Origin of the sequence: Methylobacterium sp. 77 (assembly GCF_000372825.1) — a bacterium.
In the GTDB taxonomy this organism is placed as follows: Bacteria; Pseudomonadota; Alphaproteobacteria; order Rhizobiales; family Beijerinckiaceae; genus Methylobacterium.
Genome location: NZ_KB910516.1, coordinates 2,809,427 through 2,830,395, shown reverse-complemented (window position 1 = coordinate 2,830,395; position 20,969 = coordinate 2,809,427). Strand labels below are relative to the sequence as shown.

Genomic DNA, 20,969 nt, shown 5'->3' with positions numbered 1-20,969 from the left:
TTCCCTCAACTCCCGAAGCCGAGGGTCGTTGCTCCTCCTACCCAGTCTCGATGAGCCTGCCGCATAGGTTAGGTTCATAGAGGTCCGGTATCAGCTCCGCAGAGCGCCGCCCACGAGCCAGGCCGGATCGAACCAGCGGTCGGCCTCGCCGTCATAGGGGAGGCGGGTGACGTCCCAGTTCTGGATGTACTTCGCGTAGACGTTCCAGACGGTGATGCCGCCGCCGACGAAGATGCGCCGGCCGGGATAGCGCTTGAGCACCTCTTCCGGATCCTCGTGGCTGCGGATGACGTCGATGGTCCGGTCCTTGAACGCGAAGTCCGGCACGGAGGCCACGGTCTTCGGCCCCGCGATCAGCACATGCCCCATGGTCAATGCGAAGAACCGCGTCACGTCCTCGACGAAGAGGGGATCGGTGTTGCCCTCCCAGGGCAGATGTCCGTTGAGGCCCAGCTGGCCACGCAGGCCGATGGCGCAGATGCAGCGAACGTCGATCATGGTCGGCCCTTGTGGATGATGTCGGTCGACCCACCCCACCACCTGATCCTTCGAGGCCCGCGCTTCGCGTCGGAACCTCGGGACGGGGTGAGGAACGGGACGATGGCGGCGCTCTAAGCCGCCATCTGCGGCGTGAGCACGCGGTCGCTGGGGAAGTCGTAGATTCGGCCCGACTGATCCCAGTCCGGGCTGGCGAGGCGCACGAAATGCGGCGCGAGGTCGTCCGGGGTCTTGAGGATCGTCTCGTCCTCGCCCGGCATCGCCGCCTTGCGCATCGAGGTGCGCAAGGGGCCGGGGTTCAGGAGCATCGCCTTGATCGGCGTGGTCTCGGTCTCGGCGGCATAGGTGCGCACCAGGGCGTCGAGCGCCGCCTTCGAGACCGAATACGGTCCCCAATAGGCACGGCATTTCTGCGCGGCACCGGAGGTGACGAAGATCGCGCGGCCGGCATCCGACATCCGCAGCAGAGGGTCGACCGAGCGCAGCAGGCGCCAATTGGCGGTGACGTTGATGTCCATCACCTGGGCCCAGGTCTTGGGCGTCACGTGGCCCAGCGGGGTCAGGTTGCCGAGGATGCCGGCATTGCCCACCACCACGTCGAGCTTCTTCCAACGCTCGTGGATGCTCAGGCCCAGCCGGTCGATCGCGTCGAAATCGGTGAGGTCGAGGGGGACGAGGGTCGCGCTCGATCCGGCGATCCGGATCGCGTCGTCGAGTTCCTCCAGCGCCCCTTGCGTCCTGGCGACGGCGATGATGTGGGCTCCGGCCTCGGCCAGGGCCAGGGCCGCCGCGCGGCCGATGCCGCGCGAGCAGCCGGTGACCAGGGCGATGCGGCCGTCGAGAGGCTTCGTCGTCATGCGTCGGATCAATCCGCTTCGGCGAGCATCGCGAGGCGCTTCGGACCGGCGATGGCGAGATCGGTCAGGCCGGTCGGGTAGTCGCCGGTGAAGCAATGGTCGGTATATTGCGGGCAGGCCTCGTTCCGGCTCTCCTCGCCCATGGCCTTGTAGAGCCCCCCGATCGAGAGGAAGGCCAAGGAATCCGCTCCGATGTAGCGGCGCATGCCTTCGAGATCGTGGGTCGCGGCCAGCAGCTTCTCGCGCTCGGGCGTGTCGATCCCGTAGAAATCCGGATAGGTGATCGGCGGCGAGGCGATGCGGAAATGCACTTCCCTGGCGCCGGCTTCGCGCATCATCCGCACGATCTTCACCGAAGTGGTGCCGCGCACGAGGCTGTCGTCGACGAGGACGATGCGCTTGCCTTCCACCACGGCGCGGTTGGCCGAATGTTTCATCCGGACGCCGAGTTCACGCACGGATTGCGTCGGCTGGATGAAGGTGCGCCCGACATAATGATTGCGGATGATGCCCATCTCGAAGGGCAGTCCGGTCTCCTGTGCGAAGCCGAGCGCCGCGGGCACGCCCGAATCCGGCACGGGGATCACCACGTCGGCCGCAGTGGCGGATTCGCGGGCGAGCTCGTGGCCGATATTCTTGCGGACGGCATAGACGCTCTTGCCGTTCACCACCGAATCCGGCCGGGCGAAGTAGATGTACTCGAAGATGCAGGGGCGCATGGCTTGCGCCGGTGCGAACCGGATCGACTCGATTCCGTCTTCGGAAATGACGACGATCTCGCCGTTCTCCACGTCGCGGATGAACTTCGCGCCGATGATGTCGAGGGCACAGGTTTCGGAGGCGAGGATGTAGCGGCCGTCGAGCTCGCCGATGACCAGCGGCCGGATGCCGAGCGGATCGCGGGCGCCGATGAGCTTCTTGTTGGTGAGCGCAACGATGGCATAGGCGCCCTGGACCTGACGCAACGCTTCCGTGAAGCGCTCGACGATGAGCGGCGCGCGGCTGCGGGCCGCGAGGTGCAGGATCACCTCGGTATCGGAGGTCGACTGCGTGATCGCACCGTCACGGACGAGATCGCGGCGGATCGAGAGCGCGTTGGTCAGATTGCCGTTATGGGCCACCGCGAGGCCGCCGCTGGCGAGTTCGGCGAAGAGCGGCTGGACGTTGCGCAGGATCGTGCCGCCGGTCGTCGAGTAGCGCACGTGGCCAATGGCGGCCGAGCCTTCGAGATGCTCGATCGTCGACCGGTCGGAGAACGAGTCCCCGACGAGGCCGGGGCGGCGTTCGGAATGGAAGATGTGGCCGTCGAACGAGACGATGCCCGCCGCTTCCTGGCCTCGATGCTGGAGGGCATGAAGGCCGAGTGCCACGATCGCCGAAGCGTCCGGATGGCCGAAGATGCCGAAGACGCCGCACTCCTCGCGTAGCGTGTCTCCGTCCCGGTCCAGCCCATCCACCACGTCGACCGAATGGCGGGCGCTCGCGCTGCGTGCTGACATCTGGTTCTGCGATCCTAAGGTTGCCCGCCGTTGCCGAGTTCGGCATCGCCACGGACCGGCTTGCATCGTGCGACCGTTTTACGACGACGGCCGCCGACTGCAAGAAGCCGTCATTTAGTCGGCCTTCGTCCCGTAACCAAGCGGCGTGCCACGCAGATCAGACTCGCTGCGTGAGAAGGTCAGCGCCGAGCCGGTGCCTCCGACCGGCGTTGGGCAGGTGCCGCATCGCCTTCGCCGACCGGCTCGACAGGGTCCACCGGTGCGTCGGCCTTCGGCCTCTTGAGCTGCTTCAGGAACCCTTCCGGGTTTTCCGGCAGCTGAGCCACCAGCGCATCTCCCGACTTTTCGAGCATCGGGCGAGTGCGCGCCTGGGCTGCCCAATCCGGCATCTTGCCCTGGACGAGCCAGGCCAGGAAAACCCAGCCGATCACGCAGATGAGAAAGCCGCGCCCTGCACCGAAGACGAAACCGAGGGACCGGTCGATCGCGCCGATGCGCGAGTCGAGGATCATGTCGGAGACCTTCACGGTGATGATCGACACGACGATCAGCGTACCGAGGAAGATGGTGGCGATCGAGGCCACCAGCGCAACGGTGGCGTTGGAGACGTGCTGGCTCACCGTCGGCAGCAGCAGGGGGTAGAGCTTCCAGGCGACCGCGGCGGCGGCGACCCAGGCGACGATGGCGAGAACCTCGCGCGTCGCTCCACGGACGGCCGCCAACAGGGCCGAAATGACGACGATGCCGAGAACGGCCAGATCGAGAACGGAAAACGGCATAGAGCGCTACGGTCGCACGGGGCAGAGGGGCTGATTATGGCCTGCTCGTGCGGCTCCCCCTCGCCGCCGCGCCTGTATATCGTGCGGAAACTCGGCCGTCACCCTCCGGTACGCGGGACTTGAATCGTGGACGGACCAGGACCGGCACGATCCTCCGTAGCCGGTCTGCCGATCTCGCTTCACTCGTCGTCCTCGTAGCGCGGCGGATTGCGCTCCGGCCGTCCGCGTTTCGGTGCATTGCTGGCGATGCCGGCCACGAGGTCGGCGATATGGCGCAGGGCCTCCGTCGGCAGGGAGCCGTCGCCGCTCTCGTTGCGCCCCTGCGGCGTGACGGCCTTGGCGAAGCCGAGCTTCAGGGCTTCCTTCAACCGCGACGGCGCCTGTGCCACCGGGCGGATCGCGCCGGAGAGGCCGATCTCGCCGAAATAGACCGTCTCGGCCGGCAGCGCCGCGCCCGAGAGCGACGAGACCAGGGCGGCCGCCACCGCGAGGTCGGCCGCCGGTTCGCCGATGCGCAGGCCCCCGGCGACGTTGAGATAGACGTCGTGGGTGCCGAGGCGGATGCCGCCATGCGCCTCGAGGACGGCGAGCACCATCGACAGGCGGTTGGGGTCCCAGCCGACCACCGCACGGCGCGGCGTGCCCAGCGACGACGGTGCCACCAGTGCCTGGATCTCGACCAGCAGCGGACGGGTGCCTTCCATGCCGGCGAACACGGCCGTGCCCGGGGCGGCATGATCGCGGCCGGCGAGGAAGAGGGCGGAGGGGTTCGGCACCTCAGCGAGACCGCGATCGGTCATCTCGAACACGCCGATCTCGTCGGTGGGGCCGAAGCGGTTCTTCACCGCGCGCAGGATGCGGAAATGATGGCCCTGGTCGCCCTCGAAGGACGCGACGGCATCGACCATGTGCTCGACGACGCGGGGACCGGCGATCTGCCCGTCCTTCGTCACGTGCCCGACGAGGATCACCGCCGTGCCGGTGGTCTTGGCGAAACGGATCAGGGCCTGGGCCGAGGAGCGGACCTGCGTCACCGTACCGGGGGCCGATTCCACCGTCTCCGTCCACATGGTCTGGATCGAGTCGATGATGGCCAGGGCCGGGGGGCGGCCCTGGCTGAGAGTCTCGACGATGTCCTCGACATTGGTCTCGGCGGCCAGATCCACGGCTGCGCTCGACAGGCCGAGGCGCTCGGCCCGCAGGCGCACCTGCGCCACCGCCTCCTCGCCGGAGATGTAGACCACCCGCTCGCCGGTTCGCGCCATGGCGGCGGTGGCCTGCATCAGCAGGGTCGACTTGCCGATGCCCGGATCGCCACCGAGCAGGATCACCGAGCCGCGCACGAAGCCGCCTCCGGTCACCCGGTCGAGCTCGCCGATGCCGGAGGGGATGCGCGGCGCTTCGCGGGCTTCACCGGTCAGGCCCTCGAGCGGAAAGATCCGGCCATGTGCCCGGCTGGGTCGTGTCTTGACCGGCCCCGCCTGCGGGCCCGACGCCCCCGTCTCCTCGACGATGGTGTTCCAGCCGTTGCAGGCCTCGCAGCGACCGCGCCAGCGATTGTAGACGGCGCCGCAGGATTGGCAGACGAAGGTCTGGTGGATCTTGGCCATGTTTGCCCTGGGAAATGGATCGCCGCTCGACGAGACCGGGCAGCGTCGTTCGCCGATCCGACCTGGCTCTTTCCTGAGAAGGCCACCGACAAGGGCGTCTCGGGATCATGTGCGTCGCAGGATGACGCGTCGGTCGGTTCAGTCGATGGTCTCTACATAGTGGCGAACATAACGAGAACCAAGATTGGTCAGGATCTCGTAGCCGATCGTGCCGGCGGCTCTCCCGACGCTGTCCACATCAAGGGCATCGCCGATCAGGATGGCGGGTTCGCCGCGTCGGGCGGCCGGCGCATCGGTGACGTCGAGGATGATGAGGTCCATCGAGATCAGGCCGACGATAGGGCAGGGCACCCCGCCGACGAGGGCATGGCCGCGCCCGCTCGCCGCGCGCGGATAGCCGTCGGCATAGCCGACCGAGAGAGTGGCGAGCCGTCTCGGGCCGGCTGCGGTCCAGTACGCGTTGTAGCCGGCGCTATCCCCGGCCTCCACGTCGCGGACCTGGGCGATCAACGCTTCGAGGCGGATAACCGGCCGCATCGGGTTCGGCCGACCGGGGGTCGGGTTGCCGCCGAAGATGGCGTAGCCCGGCCTGAGCAGGTCGTTGGCGATGCCTGCGCCGAGATAGCAGCCGGAGGAATTGGCGAGGGAGCCCGGAATGCCCGGATAAGCGCGAAGAACCCGCCCGAACGCCTCGCATTGGCGCCGGTTGACCGCCTCGTCCGGCCGTTCGGCACTGACGAGGTGACTCATCAGCAGGTCGATCTCGGCACGCGCCAGGATGGGGTCGCCGGCGAGCGCCAGGGCTTCGCTCACGGTGAGACCGAGCCGGTTCATCCCCGTATCGACATGGAGGGCGGCGGCGAGCGGCCGGCCGGCTTCCGCACCGAGGGCCGCCCATTCGTCGAGCTCCTCGCGTGATCCGAGCACCGGACGCAGATCGTGCGCGATCAGGGCCGGCCCGCCGCCGGGGATCAGGCCGTTCAGGACGTAGATGACGGCGTCCGGCAGGACCGACCGGGCGATGATTGCCTCGCTGGCATGGGCGACGAAGAACGTCCGGCAGCCGGCCCGCCACAGGACCGGTGCGACCTCGGCGAGGCCGCAGCCATAGGCATCGGCCTTCACCACGGCGGCGCAGGGAATGTGAGGCGCCTGCGCGCCGAGCCGGCGCCAGTTCTCGGCGATGGCCGAGAGATCGATGGTGAGGCGTGCGCCGTAAGCGGCGGCCTCCGCGTCGATGATCGCCATCGCATTGTCTCGCTTGAGCGCGGTGATCGGTCTTTCCCCGCCGGATATGTGGTGTCGAGAGGCCGCGCGATAGCACGGGCGCTTCCGCACGGTCGATTCGGCTGGCAGGCAAGCGACCTTCGTGCCGGACGAGATGCCGGTCACATCCGGGCGGGCATGCGATCCTCGCTCGCCAGATCCGAGAATCGCGTGATGTTGGCGTCGAACTGCAATTCCACAGTGCCGGTGGGGCCATGGCGTTGCTTGCCGAGGATGACTTCGGCCTTGCCGTGAACGCGGTTCATCTCCGCCTCCCAGGCGAAGAACTCCTCGGTACCTTCGCGCGGCTTCTTGTTGTTGACGTAGTATTCCTCGCGGAACACGAACATCACCACGTCGGCATCCTGCTCGATTGAGCCGGATTCGCGCAGGTCCGAGAGCTGTGGCCGCTTGTCCTCACGGTTCTCGACCTGACGCGAGAGCTGCGACAGGCCGATGATCGGCACCGCCAGCTCTTTCGCCAGCGCCTTCATGCCGGTGGTGATCTCGGTCATCTCCTGCACGCGGTTGTCGCTGCGCTTTCCCGAGCCGGAGAGCAGCTGCAGGTAGTCGATGATCAGGAGGTCGAGGCCCTTCTGCCGCTTCAATCGCCGGGCGCGGGCGGCGAGCTGCGCGATGGAGATGCCGCCGGTCTGATCGATGTAGAACGGGATCGTCTGCATGTCGCGGGCGGCATCGGTGATCTTGTAGAAATCCTCCGGCCGGATGTCGCCGCGGCGGATCTTGTAGGACGGCACGCCCGATTGCTCGGCGATGATACGGGTGGCGAGCTGCTCGGCCGACATTTCGAGGGAGAAGAACCCGACGATGCCGCCGTTCTTGGTCTCGATCCGCCCGTCGGGCTGCTTCTCGCCCCGGTAGGCCTTGGCGACATTGAAGGCGATATTGGTCACCAGCGAGGTCTTGCCCATGGCCGGGCGGCCCGCGAGGATGATCAGATCCGACGGTTGCAGCCCGCCCATCTTGGCGTCGAGATCAGCGAGCCCGGTGGCGATGCCCGAGAGCTTGCCTTCGCGTTGGTAGGCCTTGGCCGCCATGTCCACGGCGGTGGTGAGTGCATCCGAGAATTTCTGGAAGCCGCCATCGTATTTGCCCGATTCGGCGAGCTCGTAGAGCCGGCGCTCGGTCCCCTCGATCTGGTCCCGGGGCGAGGATTCCACCGGCGCCTCGTAGGCACCGTTGACGAGGTCCTCACCGATGGTGATCAGCCGGCGGCGGATGGCGAGGTCGTAGATGGTGCGGCCGTAATCGCCCGCATTGATGACGGTTGTGGCCTCGGCCGCGAGGCGCGCGAGGTATTGCATCACCGTCTGGCCGCCGAGATCGGCATCGCCGAGATAGGTCTTGAGCGTGATCGGGGTCGCGAGCTTGCCGACCTTGATCAGCGAGGCGGCGACCTCGAAGATCTTGCGGTGGACATCCTCCATGAAGTGCTCGGGCAGGAGGAAGTCCGAGATCCGGTAATAGGCGTCGTTGTTGACGAGGATCGCGCCGAGAAGCGCCTGCTCCGCGTCGATGTTATGCGGCGCGACGCGGAATTCCTGCGTGACGCTCTGGAGGTTTGCCGTCAGGGCGTTGGGCAGGGCCATGGGCTGACTCGAGGCTCCGACTTCTTCGACACCGCGCGGCGATCGTCGCCGCGCCACTCCGTTATCCAGCGACCATGACCCAGGCATGGTTAGCCAAGCCTTAGCCGATTCGCGCGTCGCGTCCTCCGCGTCTCCAGCGCGACCACCTTAGGACGGAGTGGTCGGGTCAGAGGAAGCGCGCGCCGGTTGCGAAACGAAAAACGCCTGCCACCCCTCGCGGGATGACAGGCGCCATGCTGGAACAAATGTAGAACCAGTCAACCCCCGAGGGCGACGATCCCCGTTGTCCACCGCTCTCGCGGGCAGCTTATTCGCGGTCGTCGCCGGCTTCGGCCAGGGCCGCACCGACTTCCAGGCCGAGATCGTCGAGGTTGAACGCCTCGCGCTCGGTGGTCGATTCGCCGCGGGCCTGACGCTCAGCCTCTTCGGGGCTACGCGCGACGTTGACGGTGATGGTCACCTCGACTTCGGGGTGCAGCACCACCGGCACGGTGTGCAGGCCGAGCGTCTTGATCGGCTGGTTGAGGGCGAACTGGTCGCGATTGACCGTGAAGCCCTCGGCGGTGACGACTTCCGCGAGATCGCGGGTGGAGACCGAACCGTAGAGGACGCCGGTCTCGCCCGACTGGCGGATCAGGACGAAGCTCTTGCCCTCGAGGGTCTCGGCGACGGCCTGCGCCTCGGTCTTGCGCTCCAGGTTGCGGACTTCGAGCTGCGCGCGCTGCGTCTCGAAATGCTTCTTGTTGCCGGCGGTGGCGCGAAGGGCCTTGCCACGGGCGAGGAGGAAGTTGCGGGCGTAACCCGGCTTCACGTTCACGGTCTCGCCCATCTGGCCAAGCTTGGCGACGCGCTCGAGGAGGATGACTTCCATGATCTCAGTCCTTGTTGAAGTGGTTGGGGTGAAGGGAAAGTCCCGCCCGCGAGACGCGGAAAACGGGGATCAGGCTCGTCCGGCGTCCTCCTTGGAACGGCGCCGGTTGAAGGCGGTGTCGGCGAGGCCGAACATCGTCAGGGCCAGCAGGGCGACGCCCTGCGTGAAGAACAGGATCAGGTAGAGCCCGAACAGCAGGGCGAGGCGGCCGGGCCGGCCACGGCTGCGGTCGTGGAACGCGGCGAGCCCCTGAATGGCGAAGGCCGCCGTCAACGCGCCGATGAGGGCTATTCCGAGCACGCCCGGATAACCGGGTACCAATGCGAGGACGAAAGCCCCTGCGAGAATGCCGAGAACGGGGCGCGGCATCGTCGTGGACGGGATGTCCGGCCAGGGCCGGGGCAGGCGGCCGGAGATCCGGACGATCCGCGCGGCGGCCCAGAGATAGAAGGTCAGGAGGACGGCGAGGCCCTGCGTCGCCAGTCCGGGGGCGATCGCCGCGATGGCGTCCGCGACCGCGTTCTGTTGGTCGGTGCCGGATTCGGCGGGCGGCGTCGCTTCGCGCTCTGCCGGCGTCGAAGGAGTCTCTGCCTGTGTCGAAGGAGTCCCGGGCGGCGTCGAAGGCGCCTCGGCCGGCGCGGCGGCGGGAGGCTTCGGGCGGGCCTGCCCCTGCGTCTTCACCAGCATGCGCGACATCTCGCGAATCTGGCGTTGGAAGGTATCGTAGTTCGGCGAGGCGATGACCGCGATGGCGACGAAGGCGAGGCCCGCCGTCCCAGCGGTCCAGGCGAGGAGTCGCCCGGTCGGGTACCATTCCATCGTACCGTCGGCGTTCGGGCGGCCGAGCAGCGCGAGATAGGCGAGCCACCAGGCCGGCAGCGCCAGATAGGCGAGGAAGCCGAGGCCGAGGAAGGGCTGAAGGAAGGAGAGCGCGACGGCTCCCGTGACGGCGGCGACGAGGGCGGCCTTGTGGCTCCAGCCGAGGCCCACGATCAGAATCGGGAGCGGGGCGAGCAGGTAGAGGACGATCGACAGCATCGTGCCCTTCAGCAGGACGCCGAAGAGGAGTGCGGAGACGAGTCCCGCGCCGATGCCGATACCGAGAAACTGTGCCATCGATTCCGCTGTCCCGCTGTCCCTGGAAAGGGCAGGGTTAGAGGCGAAACACGTCGCCCCAACGACTTCCGGCGTCACATGACGAGCGCCGGAACGAAAAACGCCTGCTGCCGAAGGCCGAGCGAGCGCGACTGAACACCGCCGCACTGGCGGCGGTAGTCCTGGCCCGGCGATGCCGGGCCAGGACGAAGCGTTACTTGATCACGTAGGGGAGGAAACCGAGGAAGCGGGCGCGCTTGATCGCCTGGGCGAGTTCACGCTGCTTCTTGGCCGACACCGCGGTGATGCGCGACGGCACGATCTTGCCGCGCTCGGAGACGTAGCGCGACAGGAGCTTGACGTCCTTGTAGTCGATCTTGGGCGCATTCGCGCCCGAGAAGGGGCAGGTCTTGCGACGACGGAAGAACGGACGACGTCCGCCACCCGCACCGCCACCAGCGGCAGGAGCCGCACCAGGTCCAGCACCGAAACCCATGGCTTAGTTCTCCCCGCCGAAGCTGCGCTCGGGACGGTCGCCGCGATCGCCGCGGTCACCCCGGTCCCGGTCGCCACCGAATCCACCACCACCGAAGCCGTCTTCGTCACGACGACGGCCGCGCTCGCGATCCTTGCGGTCGTCGCGGTCACGCTTCTGCATCATCGCCGACGGCTCGGACTCGAGTTCCTCGACGCGGACGGTCATGAAGCGCAGGACGTCCTCGGAGATCTGCATCTGGCGCTCCATCTCGGCGAGGGCCGCCGGAGGGGCGTCGACGTTGAGGAGCGTGAAATGCGCCTTGCGGTTCTTCTTGATGCGGTAGGCGAGGGACTTGACGCCCCACATTTCGATCTTCTCGACCTTGCCGCCATTGGCTTCGATGACGCCCTTGTAGGTCTCGACCATGGTCTCGACCTGCTGGGCCGTCACGTCCTGGCGCGCCAGGAAGACGTGTTCATAAAGAGGCATAACGGGCCCTTCATAGCAAAAGGGGCCCGACGGCACGGATGTGCGGATGTCGATCGTCGGGCCGGTTCAACGCGTTTCACCCGGCGCCAAGCCCTTCGAGCCGTTTGAAGGCCCGAGCGGTTGATCGAAGGCGGAGACACGGGACGATGGAGCGAACTCCGCATACCGATGGAATCGGCACCGTCCGTTCAGCCCCCAGCCGGAGCGAACGCGAGGTGCGGCGCATAGACGAGTTCGGGCGGGATGGCAAGGATGATCGCGACGACCGCAGCGACAAGGAGGCCAGAGAACCGAGCCGCTTCCGATGATAGAGGAGCCGCTGGAAAGCGCCCATGCCATGTCGAGGATCGCCGATGCGAGGCGGAAACCGAGCCGCACTTCTCCTGTTCTCTCTCTCTGCGTCGGGTCCGGCTTTCGCCGACGAGCCCGTTCTTCAGACGGTCGATTACGCCAACACGCGCTATTCGAAGCTCGACCAGATCAACGCCAGCAACGTGAAGCAGCTGCAGGTTGCCTGGACGTTCTCGACGGGCGTTCTTCGCGGCCACGAGGGTTCTCCTCTCGTCGTCGGCAACATGATGTACGTCCACACCCCCTTCCCGAACATCGTCTACGCCCTCGATCTCGACAAGGACGGCGTGATCGTCTGGAAGTACGAGCCCAAGCAGGACCCGTCGGTGATCCCGGTGATGTGCTGTGACACGGTGAACCGTGGCCTGGCCTATGCCGACGGCGCGATCATCCTGCACCAGGCCGACACGACCGTCGTCTCGCTCGACGCGAAGTCGGGCAAGGTGAACTGGTCCGTGGTGAACGGCGACCCCAAGAAGGGCGAGACCAACACCGCGACGGTTCTTCCGGTGAAGGACAAGATCATCGTCGGCATCTCGGGCGGCGAGTTCGGCGTGAACTGCCACGTCACCGCCTACGACGCCAAGTCGGGCAAGAAGGTGTGGCGCGGCCACTCCCAGGGCCCCGATGCCGACATGATCATGGACCCCGAGAAGACGACGTCTCTCGGCAAGCCGGTCGGCAAGGATTCCTCGCTGAAGACCTGGGAAGGCGATCAGTGGAAGACGGGCGGCGGTTGCACCTGGGGCTGGTTCTCCTACGATCCCAAGCTCGACCTGATGTATTACGGTTCGGGCAACCCCTCGACCTGGAACCCCAAGCAGCGTCCGGGCGACAACAAGTGGTCGATGACCATCTGGGCGCGTAACCCCGACACGGGTGCGGCCAAGTGGGTCTACCAGATGACCCCGCACGACGAGTGGGATTACGACGGCATCAACGAGATGATCCTCACGGATCAGAAGGTTGACGGCCGGACACGTCCGCTCCTCACCCACTTCGACCGTAACGGCTTCGGTTATACGTTGGACCGGAGCACTGGCGAATTGCTGGTGGCGGAAAAATTCGATCCGGTGGTGAACTGGGCCTCCAAGGTCGACATGGACAAGGGCTCCAAGAACTACGGTCGCCCGCTGGTCGATCCGCATTACTCGCCGGAAGCCAAGGACGAGGACGAGACCACGACCGGGATCTGCCCGGGCGCCATCGGCGCCAAGAACGAGGCGCCGGCGGCCTACTCGCCGGAGACGCACCTGTTCTACGTGCCCACCAACCACATCTGCATGAGCTACGAGCCGTTCCAGGTCACCTACACCCCTGGCATTCCCTTCGTCGGCGCCACCGTTTCCCTGCAGCCGCATGAGGGCGATCCCGAGACCGGCCGGTTCATAGCCTGGGACGGCGTCAGGGGTAGAGTCGAGTGGTCGAACACCGAGCCGTTCTCGGTCTGGTCGGGTGCTCTCGCCACCGCGGGCGACGTGGTCTTCTACGGCACACTGGAAGGCTACCTGAAGGCGGTCGATGCACGGTCCGGCCGGGAACTGTACCGGTTCAAGACGCCGTCCGGCATCATCGGCAACGTGACGACCTACGGTCATCGCGGCCGGCAATACGTTGCCGTCCTGTCGGGCGTCGGCGGCTGGGCTGGAATCGGTCTCGCGGCCGGCCTGACCGATCCGGCAGACGGTGCCGGCGCCGTCGGCGGCTATGCCGGCCTGTCGCGCTACACGGCTTTGGGAGGGCAGCTGACCGTCTTCGCTCTGCCGGAATCCCTGCCCCTGCCCAAATCCCGGGACTGACGCCTCACGAGACGCTCGTCACCCCATCGCGGGAGCGGAGCGCCGCCGCGATCTCCTGGAAGCTCTTTGCCGGGATATGCACGTAAGACACGTCGATCGTGTCGATGCCGTCTTCCAGCGTCGGCTGTGCCACGAACTGCACGAGGCGGGAGGCGTAGGATCCTGAAATGCCGCGCAAGCCTTCGATGGTGATCGTACCGCGCTTGGCCGTGATCGTGAGAGTGCGGGTCTGGGTCCGCTCGCGGTAGCGCTCCTCCAGCGGCTTCACGCCGGCGAGGATCAGGAGCACGATCACGGTGGTGGCGGTCGCCGCCACGTAGAGACCGGTTCCGGCTGCGAGCCCGATGGCGGCGACGGCCCAGAGGCCGGCTGCGGTGGTGAGCCCTTTCACCATCTCGCCGCGCAGCATGATCGTGCCAGCGCCGAGGAAGCCGATGCCGGACACGACCTGCGCCGCCATGCGCGAGGGATCGAGGGTGACGTTCGGCGTGCCGAGAATGTCCGAGAACCCGAAGGCCGAGACGATGACGATGAGGCAGGAACCGACGCAGACCAGCATGTGCGTCCGCATGCCCGCCGCCCAGACGAGGCGCTCGCGTTCGAAGCCCACGGCACTGCCGAGCAGCGCCGCGAGCACGAGGCGGCCCAGGATGTCGATGTTGCTGATCACCCGCTGCCTCGCCCGTCCCGATGATGTCGGCCGGTCCTAGGGATGGAGATCGGCGCCGACAATCCCGCGGACAGGCTATTTGCCCGCAGCCAGGCTATGCGCCGACTGCCAAGCCTGTTTGCCCGTTGCCAGACTTATTTGTCGGGCTTCTCGGAAAGGATCGCGCCGGTCTTCGGATCGGCATGGAACTCCATCTTCACGCCGTTCTTCATCCCCTCGCCTTCCCAATGGCCGTCATCCGCCTCGAATTCGGTGATGTCCGTATAGCCGGCGGCCATCAGCTTCTGCTTGACCTGCTCGGCCGGCATCCAATCGGCGCCCGGCTTGTCGGCAAGGGCGATGCCGGCCGAGCCGGCGGTGAGCAGAAGAGCGAGCATTACGGGTTTCAAGGCTTTCATCGATTCCTCCGAAGTTTCGTTTGCCGTCTACCGACAGAACTTCGTTCGTACGGGCCGGTTCCTGCGAAGAATCACCTGAGGGAAGCCGCGATCGCCTGCTGGATTCCGAGGATGTCGGCGCCCCGCTTCAGCGTCTTCCTGATCGGCTCCGGCCGGCCGGAGACCCAGATCGCCAATTCCGAATCGAAGTCGAAGCTGCCCGCGGTCTCGACCGAGAAGCAGGTGATCGCGCGGTAGGGCACGGTCATATAGGCGACCTTGCGTCCGGTCACGCCCTGCTTGTTGACGAGGATCAGCCGCCGGTCGGTGAAGACGATGAGGTCGCGGATCACCCGAAACGCGACCTGCACGGCTTCACCCTGAGTGAGAACGCCCGCGAGCGTGTCGCTCACCTCCTGCGCAGACAGATCGCTGCCATGGCCGAACAGGCCGTCGAGAATTCCCATCGCGTCGCTATCCCGAAAATGCCGCCCTGCCCTTATCTAGGAGCGAGCCGGGCGGGTCGCATCGCCCGCCGAACGCCTTTCCTCGCGGGACGCGCCTGTCGTCCGGAGCCGCATGATGTCCGTCAAAGCTTTCGTTCCCCTTCGTCTCGGTGTGAACATCGACCACGTCGCGACCGTGCGGAACGCCCGTGGCGGCATTCATCCCGATCCGGTCCGCGCGGCGCAGCTCGCGGTGGAGGCCGGTGCCGACGGAATCACCGCGCATCTGCGCGAGGACCGTCGGCATATCCGTGACGCGGATATCGAAGCGCTGATGGCGGGGCTCACCGTGCCTCTCAATTTCGAGATGGCCGCCACCGACGAGATGGTCGGCATTGCGACCCGGTTACGGCCGCATGCATCCTGCCTCGTGCCGGAGAAACGTGAGGAGCGTACCACCGAGGGCGGTCTCGACATCGTCGGGCAGGCGGCCCATCTCGCCCCCCGGATCGCCGCCCTGTCCGCCGCCGGCATCCGCGTCTCGCTGTTCGTCGAGCCCGAAGAGGCGGTGATGGATGCGGCGTTGGGCCTGAAGGCACCCGTCGTCGAGCTTCACACCGGGAGCTATTGCGAAGCCGTCGCCGAGGGCGACAGCGCGCGGGTGGCGCATGAGCTCTCGCGCATCACGCGGGCTGCCACCTACGGCTCACGCATCGGCCTCGAGGTCCATGCCGGCCACGGTCTCGCCCTCGACAGCGTCGGCCCGGTCGCGGCCCTGACGCAACTCGCCGAGCTCAATATCGGCCATTCGCTCATCGGCGAGGCCATCTTCCGGGGGCTGGATCAGGCGATCCGCGATATGCGCGCGGCGATGGACCGGGCACGGTCGGGAGCCGCGGCATGATCGTCGGCATCGGCTCCGACCTCTGCGACATTCGCCGGATCGAGCGTTCGATCGAGCGATACGGCGAGCGCTTCACCCATCGGATCTTCACCGACGGCGAGCGCGCGAAATCGCAGGCCCGTGCCGCCCGCGCGCCGTCCTATGCGAGGCGGTTCGCCGCCAAGGAGGCCTGCGCCAAGGCGCTCGGCACCGGCATGAGCCACGGCGTGTTCTGGCGCGACATGGAGGTGGTGAACCTGCCCGGAGGGGCACCGACCATGCGCCTCACCGGCGGCGCGGCCGAGCGCCTCCAGGCGATGATGCCCGCCGGACATAGCCCCAGGATTCACGTGACGCTTACGGACGATCCGCCGATGGCGCAAGCATTCGTGATCATCGAGGCCTTGCCGTCGCCTCCGTCGTCCCCGATGGCGGATGCTGAGCCGACCACCGCTCGCGTTGCGGCACCCGACCGCATGGTCTAGACCGCCGGTCACCGCCGACAGTCGATCGGGTTCGCGCGTCGAGCCGGAGATTGCAGACAGATGGAACGAGCGCGCGTGGATCACCAGACGAAGCGAGACCTGAGGGCGGCCGATACCGGCGCCTGGGCGAGCATCAAGGAGACGGTCAAGGTCGGCGTCCAGGCGCTGCTGATCGCTCTCGTGGTGCGGACGCTGCTCTTCCAACCCTTCAACATTCCGTCCGGATCGCTGGTGCCGACCTTGCTGGTGGGCGACTACCTGTTCGTGTCCAAATACTCCTACGGTTATTCGAAGTATTCGCTGCCGCTCAGCGAGTACCTGCCCTTCAAGGCCGATGGCCGGGTTTGGGCGGCGGAGCCGAAGCGCGGCGACATCGCCGTGTTCAAGCTGCCGAAGGACAACGCAACCGACTACATCAAGCGCGTGATCGGCCTGCCGGGCGACAAGATCCAGATGAAGGCCGGCATCCTCTACATCAACGACGTGGCGGTGAAGCGCGAGCGCATCGCTCCCTACGAGACCACCGGGCCCTACGGTGAGGAGACGAAGGTCGAGCAATATACCGAGACCCTGCCGAACGGCGTCGTGCATCAGGTGATCGAGCGCGAGGGCGACAACGGCTACTGGGACAATACCGAGCCCTACCTGGTGCCGCCCGGCCGGTTCTTCATGATGGGCGACAACCGCGACAATTCCACCGATTCGCGCGATCTCGCCAATGTCGGCTTCGTGCCGTTCGAGAATTTCGTCGGCCGCGCGGAGATGATCTTCTTCTCCATCGACGAGGGCACGCCGGCCTGGCAGATCTGGCAATGGCCGGCGAAGGTGCGGTGGGGCCGCATCTTCAGCAGCATCCACTAGGAAATCCGAGCGTGGATGAGGAGGCGCGTCCTTCCAGCCGGGCGCGCCGCGCGCCGCGACCCAAGCCCGCCCTGAGCGTGCTGGAGGAGCGGATCGGCCATGCTTTCTCCGATCGGACCCTCCTGTCCCTGGCTCTGACCCATGTCAGCAAGGCCGGTGGCGGCGGCCGGATCGGAAGTTATCAGCGCCTCGAGTTCCTCGGTGACCGGGTGCTCGGTCTCGCCATCGCCGACCTGCTCTACGAGGCCTTCCCCCTTGCGGACGAGGGCGACCTGTCGCGGCGCCTCGCCGGCCTCGTGCGTCGCGAGACCTGCGCCTCGGTGGCGACGGCCTGGGATGTGGGACCCCATCTCGCCCTCGGCCCCGGCGAGATCCAGAGCGGGGGGCGGCGCAACCAGACGATCCTGGCCGATGCCTGCGAATCGATTCTCGGCGCGGTCTTCCTCGATGCCGGGTATGCGGCGGCGAAAGCCATCGTCGATGCGGCCTTCGCGCCCGGCACCGACACGGCGGCGCCGCGCGGGCGCGACGCGAAATCGGCGCTGCAGGAATGGGCCATGGGCCGCGCCCTGCCGATTCCGGTCTATGACGTGGTGGAGCGTTCCGGCCCGGACCATGCCCCCGTCTTCCGGATCGCCGCGCGGGTCGAGGGCCTGGAACCCGGATACGGTACCGGTCCCTCGAAGCGTCTCGCCGAGCAGGAGGCCGCTCGCCTCGTCCTCGACCGCGAGGTTCACGGCGCAGGCCCGCAAGATGATATGAATCCGCGACACGATATGGAGACGTCGGCGGACGTCGGTGAAGAAAGCAGCCCCGATGCCTGACGACCATAACGATATCGACGACGACGAAGACGGCCTTCCCGAGACCGGGGTCCTGCCCGAGATCAAGCCGCTGCCGGTCATGCCCGCCGATGCGAGCGCCGGTTTCGTCGCCCTGATCGGCGTGCCCAATGCCGGCAAGTCGACGCTGCTCAACAGCCTCGTCGGCACCAAGGTCTCCATCGTCTCGCGCAAGGTCCAGACGACGCGGGCGCTGGTGCGCGGCATCGTCATGGAGGGCAAGGCTCAGATCATCCTGGTGGACACGCCCGGCATCTTCGCGCCGAAGCGCCGCCTCGACAGGGCGATGGTGCATTCCGCCTGGAGTGGTGCTGCCGATGCCGACGCGATCTGCCTCCTGGTCGATGCGCGCAAGGGCGTCACCGAGGAGGTCGAGGCAATTCTCGCCCGTCTGCCGGATGTGCGCCGCCCCAAGGCCCTGATCCTCAACAAGATCGACCTGATCCCGCGCGACCGGCTGCTGGCGCTCGCCGCCTCGCTCAACGAGCGCATCGCCTTCGCGCACACCTTCATGATCTCCGCCCTGAACGGCGACGGCATCGACACTCTCAGGCGGACGCTCGCCGAGATGATGCCGGCCGGTCCCTGGCTCTATCCCGAGGATCAGGTCTCAGACGCGCCGATCCGCATGCTCGCCGCCGAGATCACGCGCGAGAAGCTCTACGACCGCCTTCATGAGGAACTGCCCTACCGCTCCACCGTCGAGACCGACCAGTGGGTGGTGAAGAACGACGGCTCCGTGCGGATCGAGCAGACCATCTTCGTCGAGCGTGAGAGTCAGCGCTCCATCGTCCTCGGCAAGGGCGGCCAGACCATCAAGGCGATCGGGCAGGCGGCACGGCGCGAGATCGCCGAGGCGGCCGAGCAGCCGGTCCACCTCTTCCTGCACGTGAAGGTGCGCGAGAACTGGGCCGACGACCCGGCGCGCTATCGTGAAATGGGGCTCGAATTCCCGCGCGGATAGATGTGTCCTTGACGCGGCACAACATGATTCGACGTATCGGATACGTGTCTCTTGCTGCGCTGCCGCATAAACGTGAGTATCGTTCTGCAGAACATCGGCTTTCTCCAAACGTAAGTTAAAGTGGACAGCCTATTCTGCGGAATTCTGCCTCACGGAGGTTGGCAATGACTTGACACGGTGTTGCCAACCGATTCGCTCGATTTTCCAAATTTATCGGATGTGGCGAAGATAGCCTTTCCATGAAGGCCATCGCCGGCTACCAATCGCGGAGCCGGGCTCCATGTCGAGTCGTGGCACCCGATCTTCTTCTCCCAACGCCCTGACCCTCGAGGCGCGCGCGCCGTCGCGCCGGATTCGTCATGATGTCTGCTTCAACCGTCCCGGATGCCGTCTATGGTTCTCCTCCTGTCGAACTCGCCGAAGTCTCCGCCGGTGCGGCCCAACTGTCGCCGCTGATCCCGGGATCGGTGCGCCTCGAGGACATCGCCGAAGGCAGCCTCGAGAGCGTCACCATGCTGGCGCCGGCTGGGACGATCGAGCGCCGCTACGCGCTGTCGCTGTCGCTGCGCGCGCTCCGTCCCGGCGGACGGCTGCGCGCGCTGGCGCCGAAGGACAAGGGCGGCGCCCGTTTGGGCCGCGAGTTGAAGGAGTTCGGCTGCGAGCCGGCGGAGACGGCCAAGCGCCATCATCGCATCTGCGATGTCGCCCGGCCGGCCGCGATCATCGATCTCGCCGAGGTGATCCAGGAAGGCGGTCCCCGGCACATCGACAATCTCGCTCTGTGCACGCAGCCCGGCGTCTTCTCCTGGGACAGGCTCGACCCGGGCACGGCCCTGCTTCTCGCGAATCTTCCGGCCTTGTCCGGCCGTGGCGCCGATTTCGGCTGCGGCATCGGAATCCTCGCCCGCGCCGTCCTCGCCTCCCAGGGGGTGACGGCACTGACCCTGATCGACATCGACCGGCGCGCCGTGGAGATGGCCCGACGCAATGTCGGTGATCCGCGCGCCGATATCCGCTGGGCCGACATCCGCTCGGCCGACGTCGCCCTGGAGCGCCTCGACTTCGTGGTGATGAACCCGCCTTTCCACGATGGCGGGATCGAGGACCGTTTCCTCGGCGAGGTCTTCATCCGCCGCGCCGCCGAGACCCTGCGCCCCGGCGGCACGCTCTGGCTCACCGCCAATGCGCACCTGCCCTACGAGGCGCCGCTGAAGGCCGCGTTCAAGGCCGTCACGCTGAAAGCCTCCGCCGGTGGCTACAAGATCTACGAAGCGCGCAAGTGAGCGTCTGCCGTCAGTTGAGTGTCCGTCGTTGAGCAAGGGCCCGAGTCTCAGGCTCGATCGCCTGCTGGCCAATCTCGGTTACGGCTCGCGCCGGGAGATCGGCCTTCTCGCCAAGGCGGGGCTCATCGTGCTCGACGGCGCGCCGTTGCGCGACGCGAACCAGCGAATCCCGGTGACGCCCGACCTGTCCGGTCGCATGACGGTGGACGGCGAATCCCTCGACCCGCCGCCGGGCCTCGCCCTGATGATGCACAAGCCCCTCGGCGTGACCTGCTCGCACAAGGAGGCGGGTCCGCTGGTCTATGGGCTCCTTCCCGAGCGCTGGCGTCGCCGCGATCCGGCATTGTCCACCATCGGCCGTCTCGACAAGGAAACCTCCGGCCTTCTCCTCCTTACCGATGACGGGGCGCTGCTGCACAGGGTGATCTCGCCGAAATCGAACGTGGCCAAGCGCTACCGCGTCGCCCTCGACCGTCCTCTCAAGGGCGACGAAGTAATGGTGCTGGGAAGCGGGTCGATGCTCCTCGAAGGGGATGACAAGCCTCTCCTGCCGGCGGAGATGGAGGTCGAGGACGAGACCCATGTGGTCGTGACCCTCCACGAGGGCCGCTACCATCAGGTCCGCCGCATGTTCGCGGCACTCGGCAACCACGTCACCGCTCTGCATCGCGACCGGATCGGCGGCCTGACATTGCCGTCCGATCTGGAGGCCGGCGCGTACCGGATCCTCACGGAGGCGGAGATCGGAGCGATCTTCGGCGAGGCTTCCGCAGTCTGATTCGGTCACGCGCCTCGCTTCATTGTCGGTGAGACGACGTCAGGGCGAGGTGGGATGCCGAGCTCGGACGGGGAGGTGTGGCGAGACCCGGGGAGCGTGCTCTGGCCCCGCGCCATCCGCGGTTTTGCCCACTGACCGATCCCGGATGCCATTCTCCACCCACCTTCGATCATCTTGC

At 66.8% G+C, this 20,969-nt stretch carries 22 protein-coding genes; 8 read left to right on the top strand and 14 right to left on the bottom strand.

Translation table 11 applies throughout. The features are described 5' to 3' along the window. Positions 1–90: 90 nt before the first annotated feature. From A3OK_RS0113365 to rpsF, 11 genes are all read right to left on the bottom strand, one after another. The gene (locus tag A3OK_RS0113365) at positions 91–498 is read right to left on the bottom strand and encodes a dihydrofolate reductase (RefSeq protein ID WP_019905385.1); all 408 of its coding nucleotides are present in this window, start codon (positions 496–498) and stop codon (positions 91–93) included. A gap of 113 nt (positions 499–611) precedes the next feature. Beyond that, complete coding sequence (locus A3OK_RS0113360) at positions 612–1,355, bottom strand: SDR family NAD(P)-dependent oxidoreductase (protein ID WP_019905384.1); 744 nt, start codon at positions 1,353–1,355, stop codon at positions 612–614. An 8-nt stretch (positions 1,356–1,363) separates the two neighbouring features. Next, positions 1,364–2,854: an amidophosphoribosyltransferase gene (gene purF / locus A3OK_RS0113355; protein WP_019905383.1), complete on the bottom strand. Its 1,491-nt coding sequence runs from the start codon at positions 2,852–2,854 to the stop codon at positions 1,364–1,366. A 179-nt stretch (positions 2,855–3,033) separates the two neighbouring features. Beyond that, a complete protein-coding gene (locus A3OK_RS0113350) occupies positions 3,034–3,633 on the bottom strand; it encodes a CvpA family protein (protein ID WP_019905382.1) in 600 nt (199 codons plus the stop codon). Between the two features lie 179 nt (positions 3,634–3,812). Next, complete coding sequence (gene radA / locus A3OK_RS0113345; protein ID WP_019905381.1) at positions 3,813–5,243, bottom strand: DNA repair protein RadA; 1,431 nt, start codon at positions 5,241–5,243, stop codon at positions 3,813–3,815. 138 nt (positions 5,244–5,381) lie between these two features. Next, positions 5,382–6,491 carry an alanine racemase gene (alr, locus tag A3OK_RS0113340; RefSeq protein WP_081631249.1) on the bottom strand — a complete coding sequence of 370 codons (1,110 nt, stop codon included), beginning with the start codon at positions 6,489–6,491 and terminating at the stop codon, positions 5,382–5,384. Positions 6,492–6,631: 140 nt separating this feature from the next. Then, positions 6,632–8,119: a replicative DNA helicase gene (locus A3OK_RS0113335; RefSeq protein ID WP_019905379.1), complete on the bottom strand. Its 1,488-nt coding sequence runs from the start codon at positions 8,117–8,119 to the stop codon at positions 6,632–6,634. A 307-nt stretch (positions 8,120–8,426) separates the two neighbouring features. Beyond that, positions 8,427–8,990 carry a 50S ribosomal protein L9 gene (gene rplI / locus A3OK_RS0113330; protein WP_019905378.1) on the bottom strand — a complete coding sequence of 188 codons (564 nt, stop codon included), beginning with the start codon at positions 8,988–8,990 and terminating at the stop codon, positions 8,427–8,429. Between the two features lie 69 nt (positions 8,991–9,059). Then, positions 9,060–10,106 carry a DUF2232 domain-containing protein gene (locus tag A3OK_RS0113325; protein ID WP_019905377.1) on the bottom strand — a complete coding sequence of 349 codons (1,047 nt, stop codon included), beginning with the start codon at positions 10,104–10,106 and terminating at the stop codon, positions 9,060–9,062. Positions 10,107–10,299: 193 nt separating this feature from the next. Further along, complete coding sequence (gene rpsR, locus A3OK_RS0113320; protein ID WP_018045049.1) at positions 10,300–10,581, bottom strand: 30S ribosomal protein S18; 282 nt, start codon at positions 10,579–10,581, stop codon at positions 10,300–10,302. 3 nt (positions 10,582–10,584) lie between these two features. Continuing rightward, positions 10,585–11,052 carry a 30S ribosomal protein S6 gene (gene rpsF / locus A3OK_RS0113315; RefSeq protein WP_019905376.1) on the bottom strand — a complete coding sequence of 156 codons (468 nt, stop codon included), beginning with the start codon at positions 11,050–11,052 and terminating at the stop codon, positions 10,585–10,587. 353 nt (positions 11,053–11,405) lie between these two features. On the opposite strand from rpsF, the gene A3OK_RS0113305 reads away from it, so the two are divergent. Next, on the top strand, positions 11,406–13,202 hold the full coding sequence (locus A3OK_RS0113305; RefSeq protein WP_019905374.1) for a methanol/ethanol family PQQ-dependent dehydrogenase: 1,797 nt from the start codon (positions 11,406–11,408) through the stop codon (positions 13,200–13,202). A 4-nt stretch (positions 13,203–13,206) separates the two neighbouring features. Here A3OK_RS0113305 and A3OK_RS0113300 read toward each other — a convergent pair whose 3' ends face one another. The 3 genes from A3OK_RS0113300 to A3OK_RS0113290 form a co-directional block, all read right to left on the bottom strand. Further along, complete coding sequence (locus A3OK_RS0113300; protein WP_019905373.1) at positions 13,207–13,872, bottom strand: MgtC/SapB family protein; 666 nt, start codon at positions 13,870–13,872, stop codon at positions 13,207–13,209. A gap of 134 nt (positions 13,873–14,006) precedes the next feature. Further along, on the bottom strand, positions 14,007–14,270 hold the full coding sequence (locus tag A3OK_RS0113295; RefSeq protein ID WP_026597240.1) for a PepSY domain-containing protein: 264 nt from the start codon (positions 14,268–14,270) through the stop codon (positions 14,007–14,009). A 71-nt stretch (positions 14,271–14,341) separates the two neighbouring features. Then, a complete protein-coding gene (locus A3OK_RS0113290; RefSeq protein WP_019905371.1) occupies positions 14,342–14,716 on the bottom strand; it encodes a PH domain-containing protein in 375 nt (124 codons plus the stop codon). Positions 14,717–14,828: 112 nt separating this feature from the next. On the opposite strand from A3OK_RS0113290, the gene A3OK_RS0113285 reads away from it, so the two are divergent. The 7 genes from A3OK_RS0113285 (at position 14,829) to A3OK_RS0113255 (ending at position 20,791) form a co-directional block, all read left to right on the top strand. After that, positions 14,829–15,599, top strand: coding sequence for a pyridoxine 5'-phosphate synthase (locus A3OK_RS0113285; RefSeq protein ID WP_026597239.1), 771 nt, complete (start codon positions 14,829–14,831; stop codon positions 15,597–15,599). Beyond that, positions 15,596–16,063, top strand: a complete 468-nt coding sequence (gene acpS / locus A3OK_RS0113280; protein WP_019905369.1) for a holo-ACP synthase — start codon at positions 15,596–15,598, stop codon at positions 16,061–16,063. Before A3OK_RS0113285 ends, acpS begins: the two co-directional genes overlap by 4 nt. 60 nt (positions 16,064–16,123) lie before the next feature. Next, positions 16,124–16,924, top strand: coding sequence for a signal peptidase I (gene lepB, locus A3OK_RS0113275; protein ID WP_019905368.1), 801 nt, complete (start codon positions 16,124–16,126; stop codon positions 16,922–16,924). Between the two features lie 11 nt (positions 16,925–16,935). Then, positions 16,936–17,748, top strand: a complete 813-nt coding sequence (gene rnc / locus A3OK_RS0113270) for a ribonuclease III (RefSeq protein WP_019905367.1) — start codon at positions 16,936–16,938, stop codon at positions 17,746–17,748. Beyond that, positions 17,741–18,730: a GTPase Era gene (era, locus tag A3OK_RS0113265; RefSeq protein WP_019905366.1), complete on the top strand. Its 990-nt coding sequence runs from the start codon at positions 17,741–17,743 to the stop codon at positions 18,728–18,730. The genes rnc and era overlap by 8 nt, the downstream gene beginning before the upstream one ends. Positions 18,731–19,089: 359 nt before the next feature. Continuing rightward, positions 19,090–20,013: a methyltransferase gene (locus A3OK_RS0113260; RefSeq protein ID WP_019905365.1), complete on the top strand. Its 924-nt coding sequence runs from the start codon at positions 19,090–19,092 to the stop codon at positions 20,011–20,013. 28 nt (positions 20,014–20,041) lie between these two features. Continuing rightward, on the top strand, positions 20,042–20,791 hold the full coding sequence (locus A3OK_RS0113255) for a 16S rRNA pseudouridine(516) synthase (protein ID WP_019905364.1): 750 nt from the start codon (positions 20,042–20,044) through the stop codon (positions 20,789–20,791). Positions 20,792–20,969: the final 178 nt, after the last annotated feature.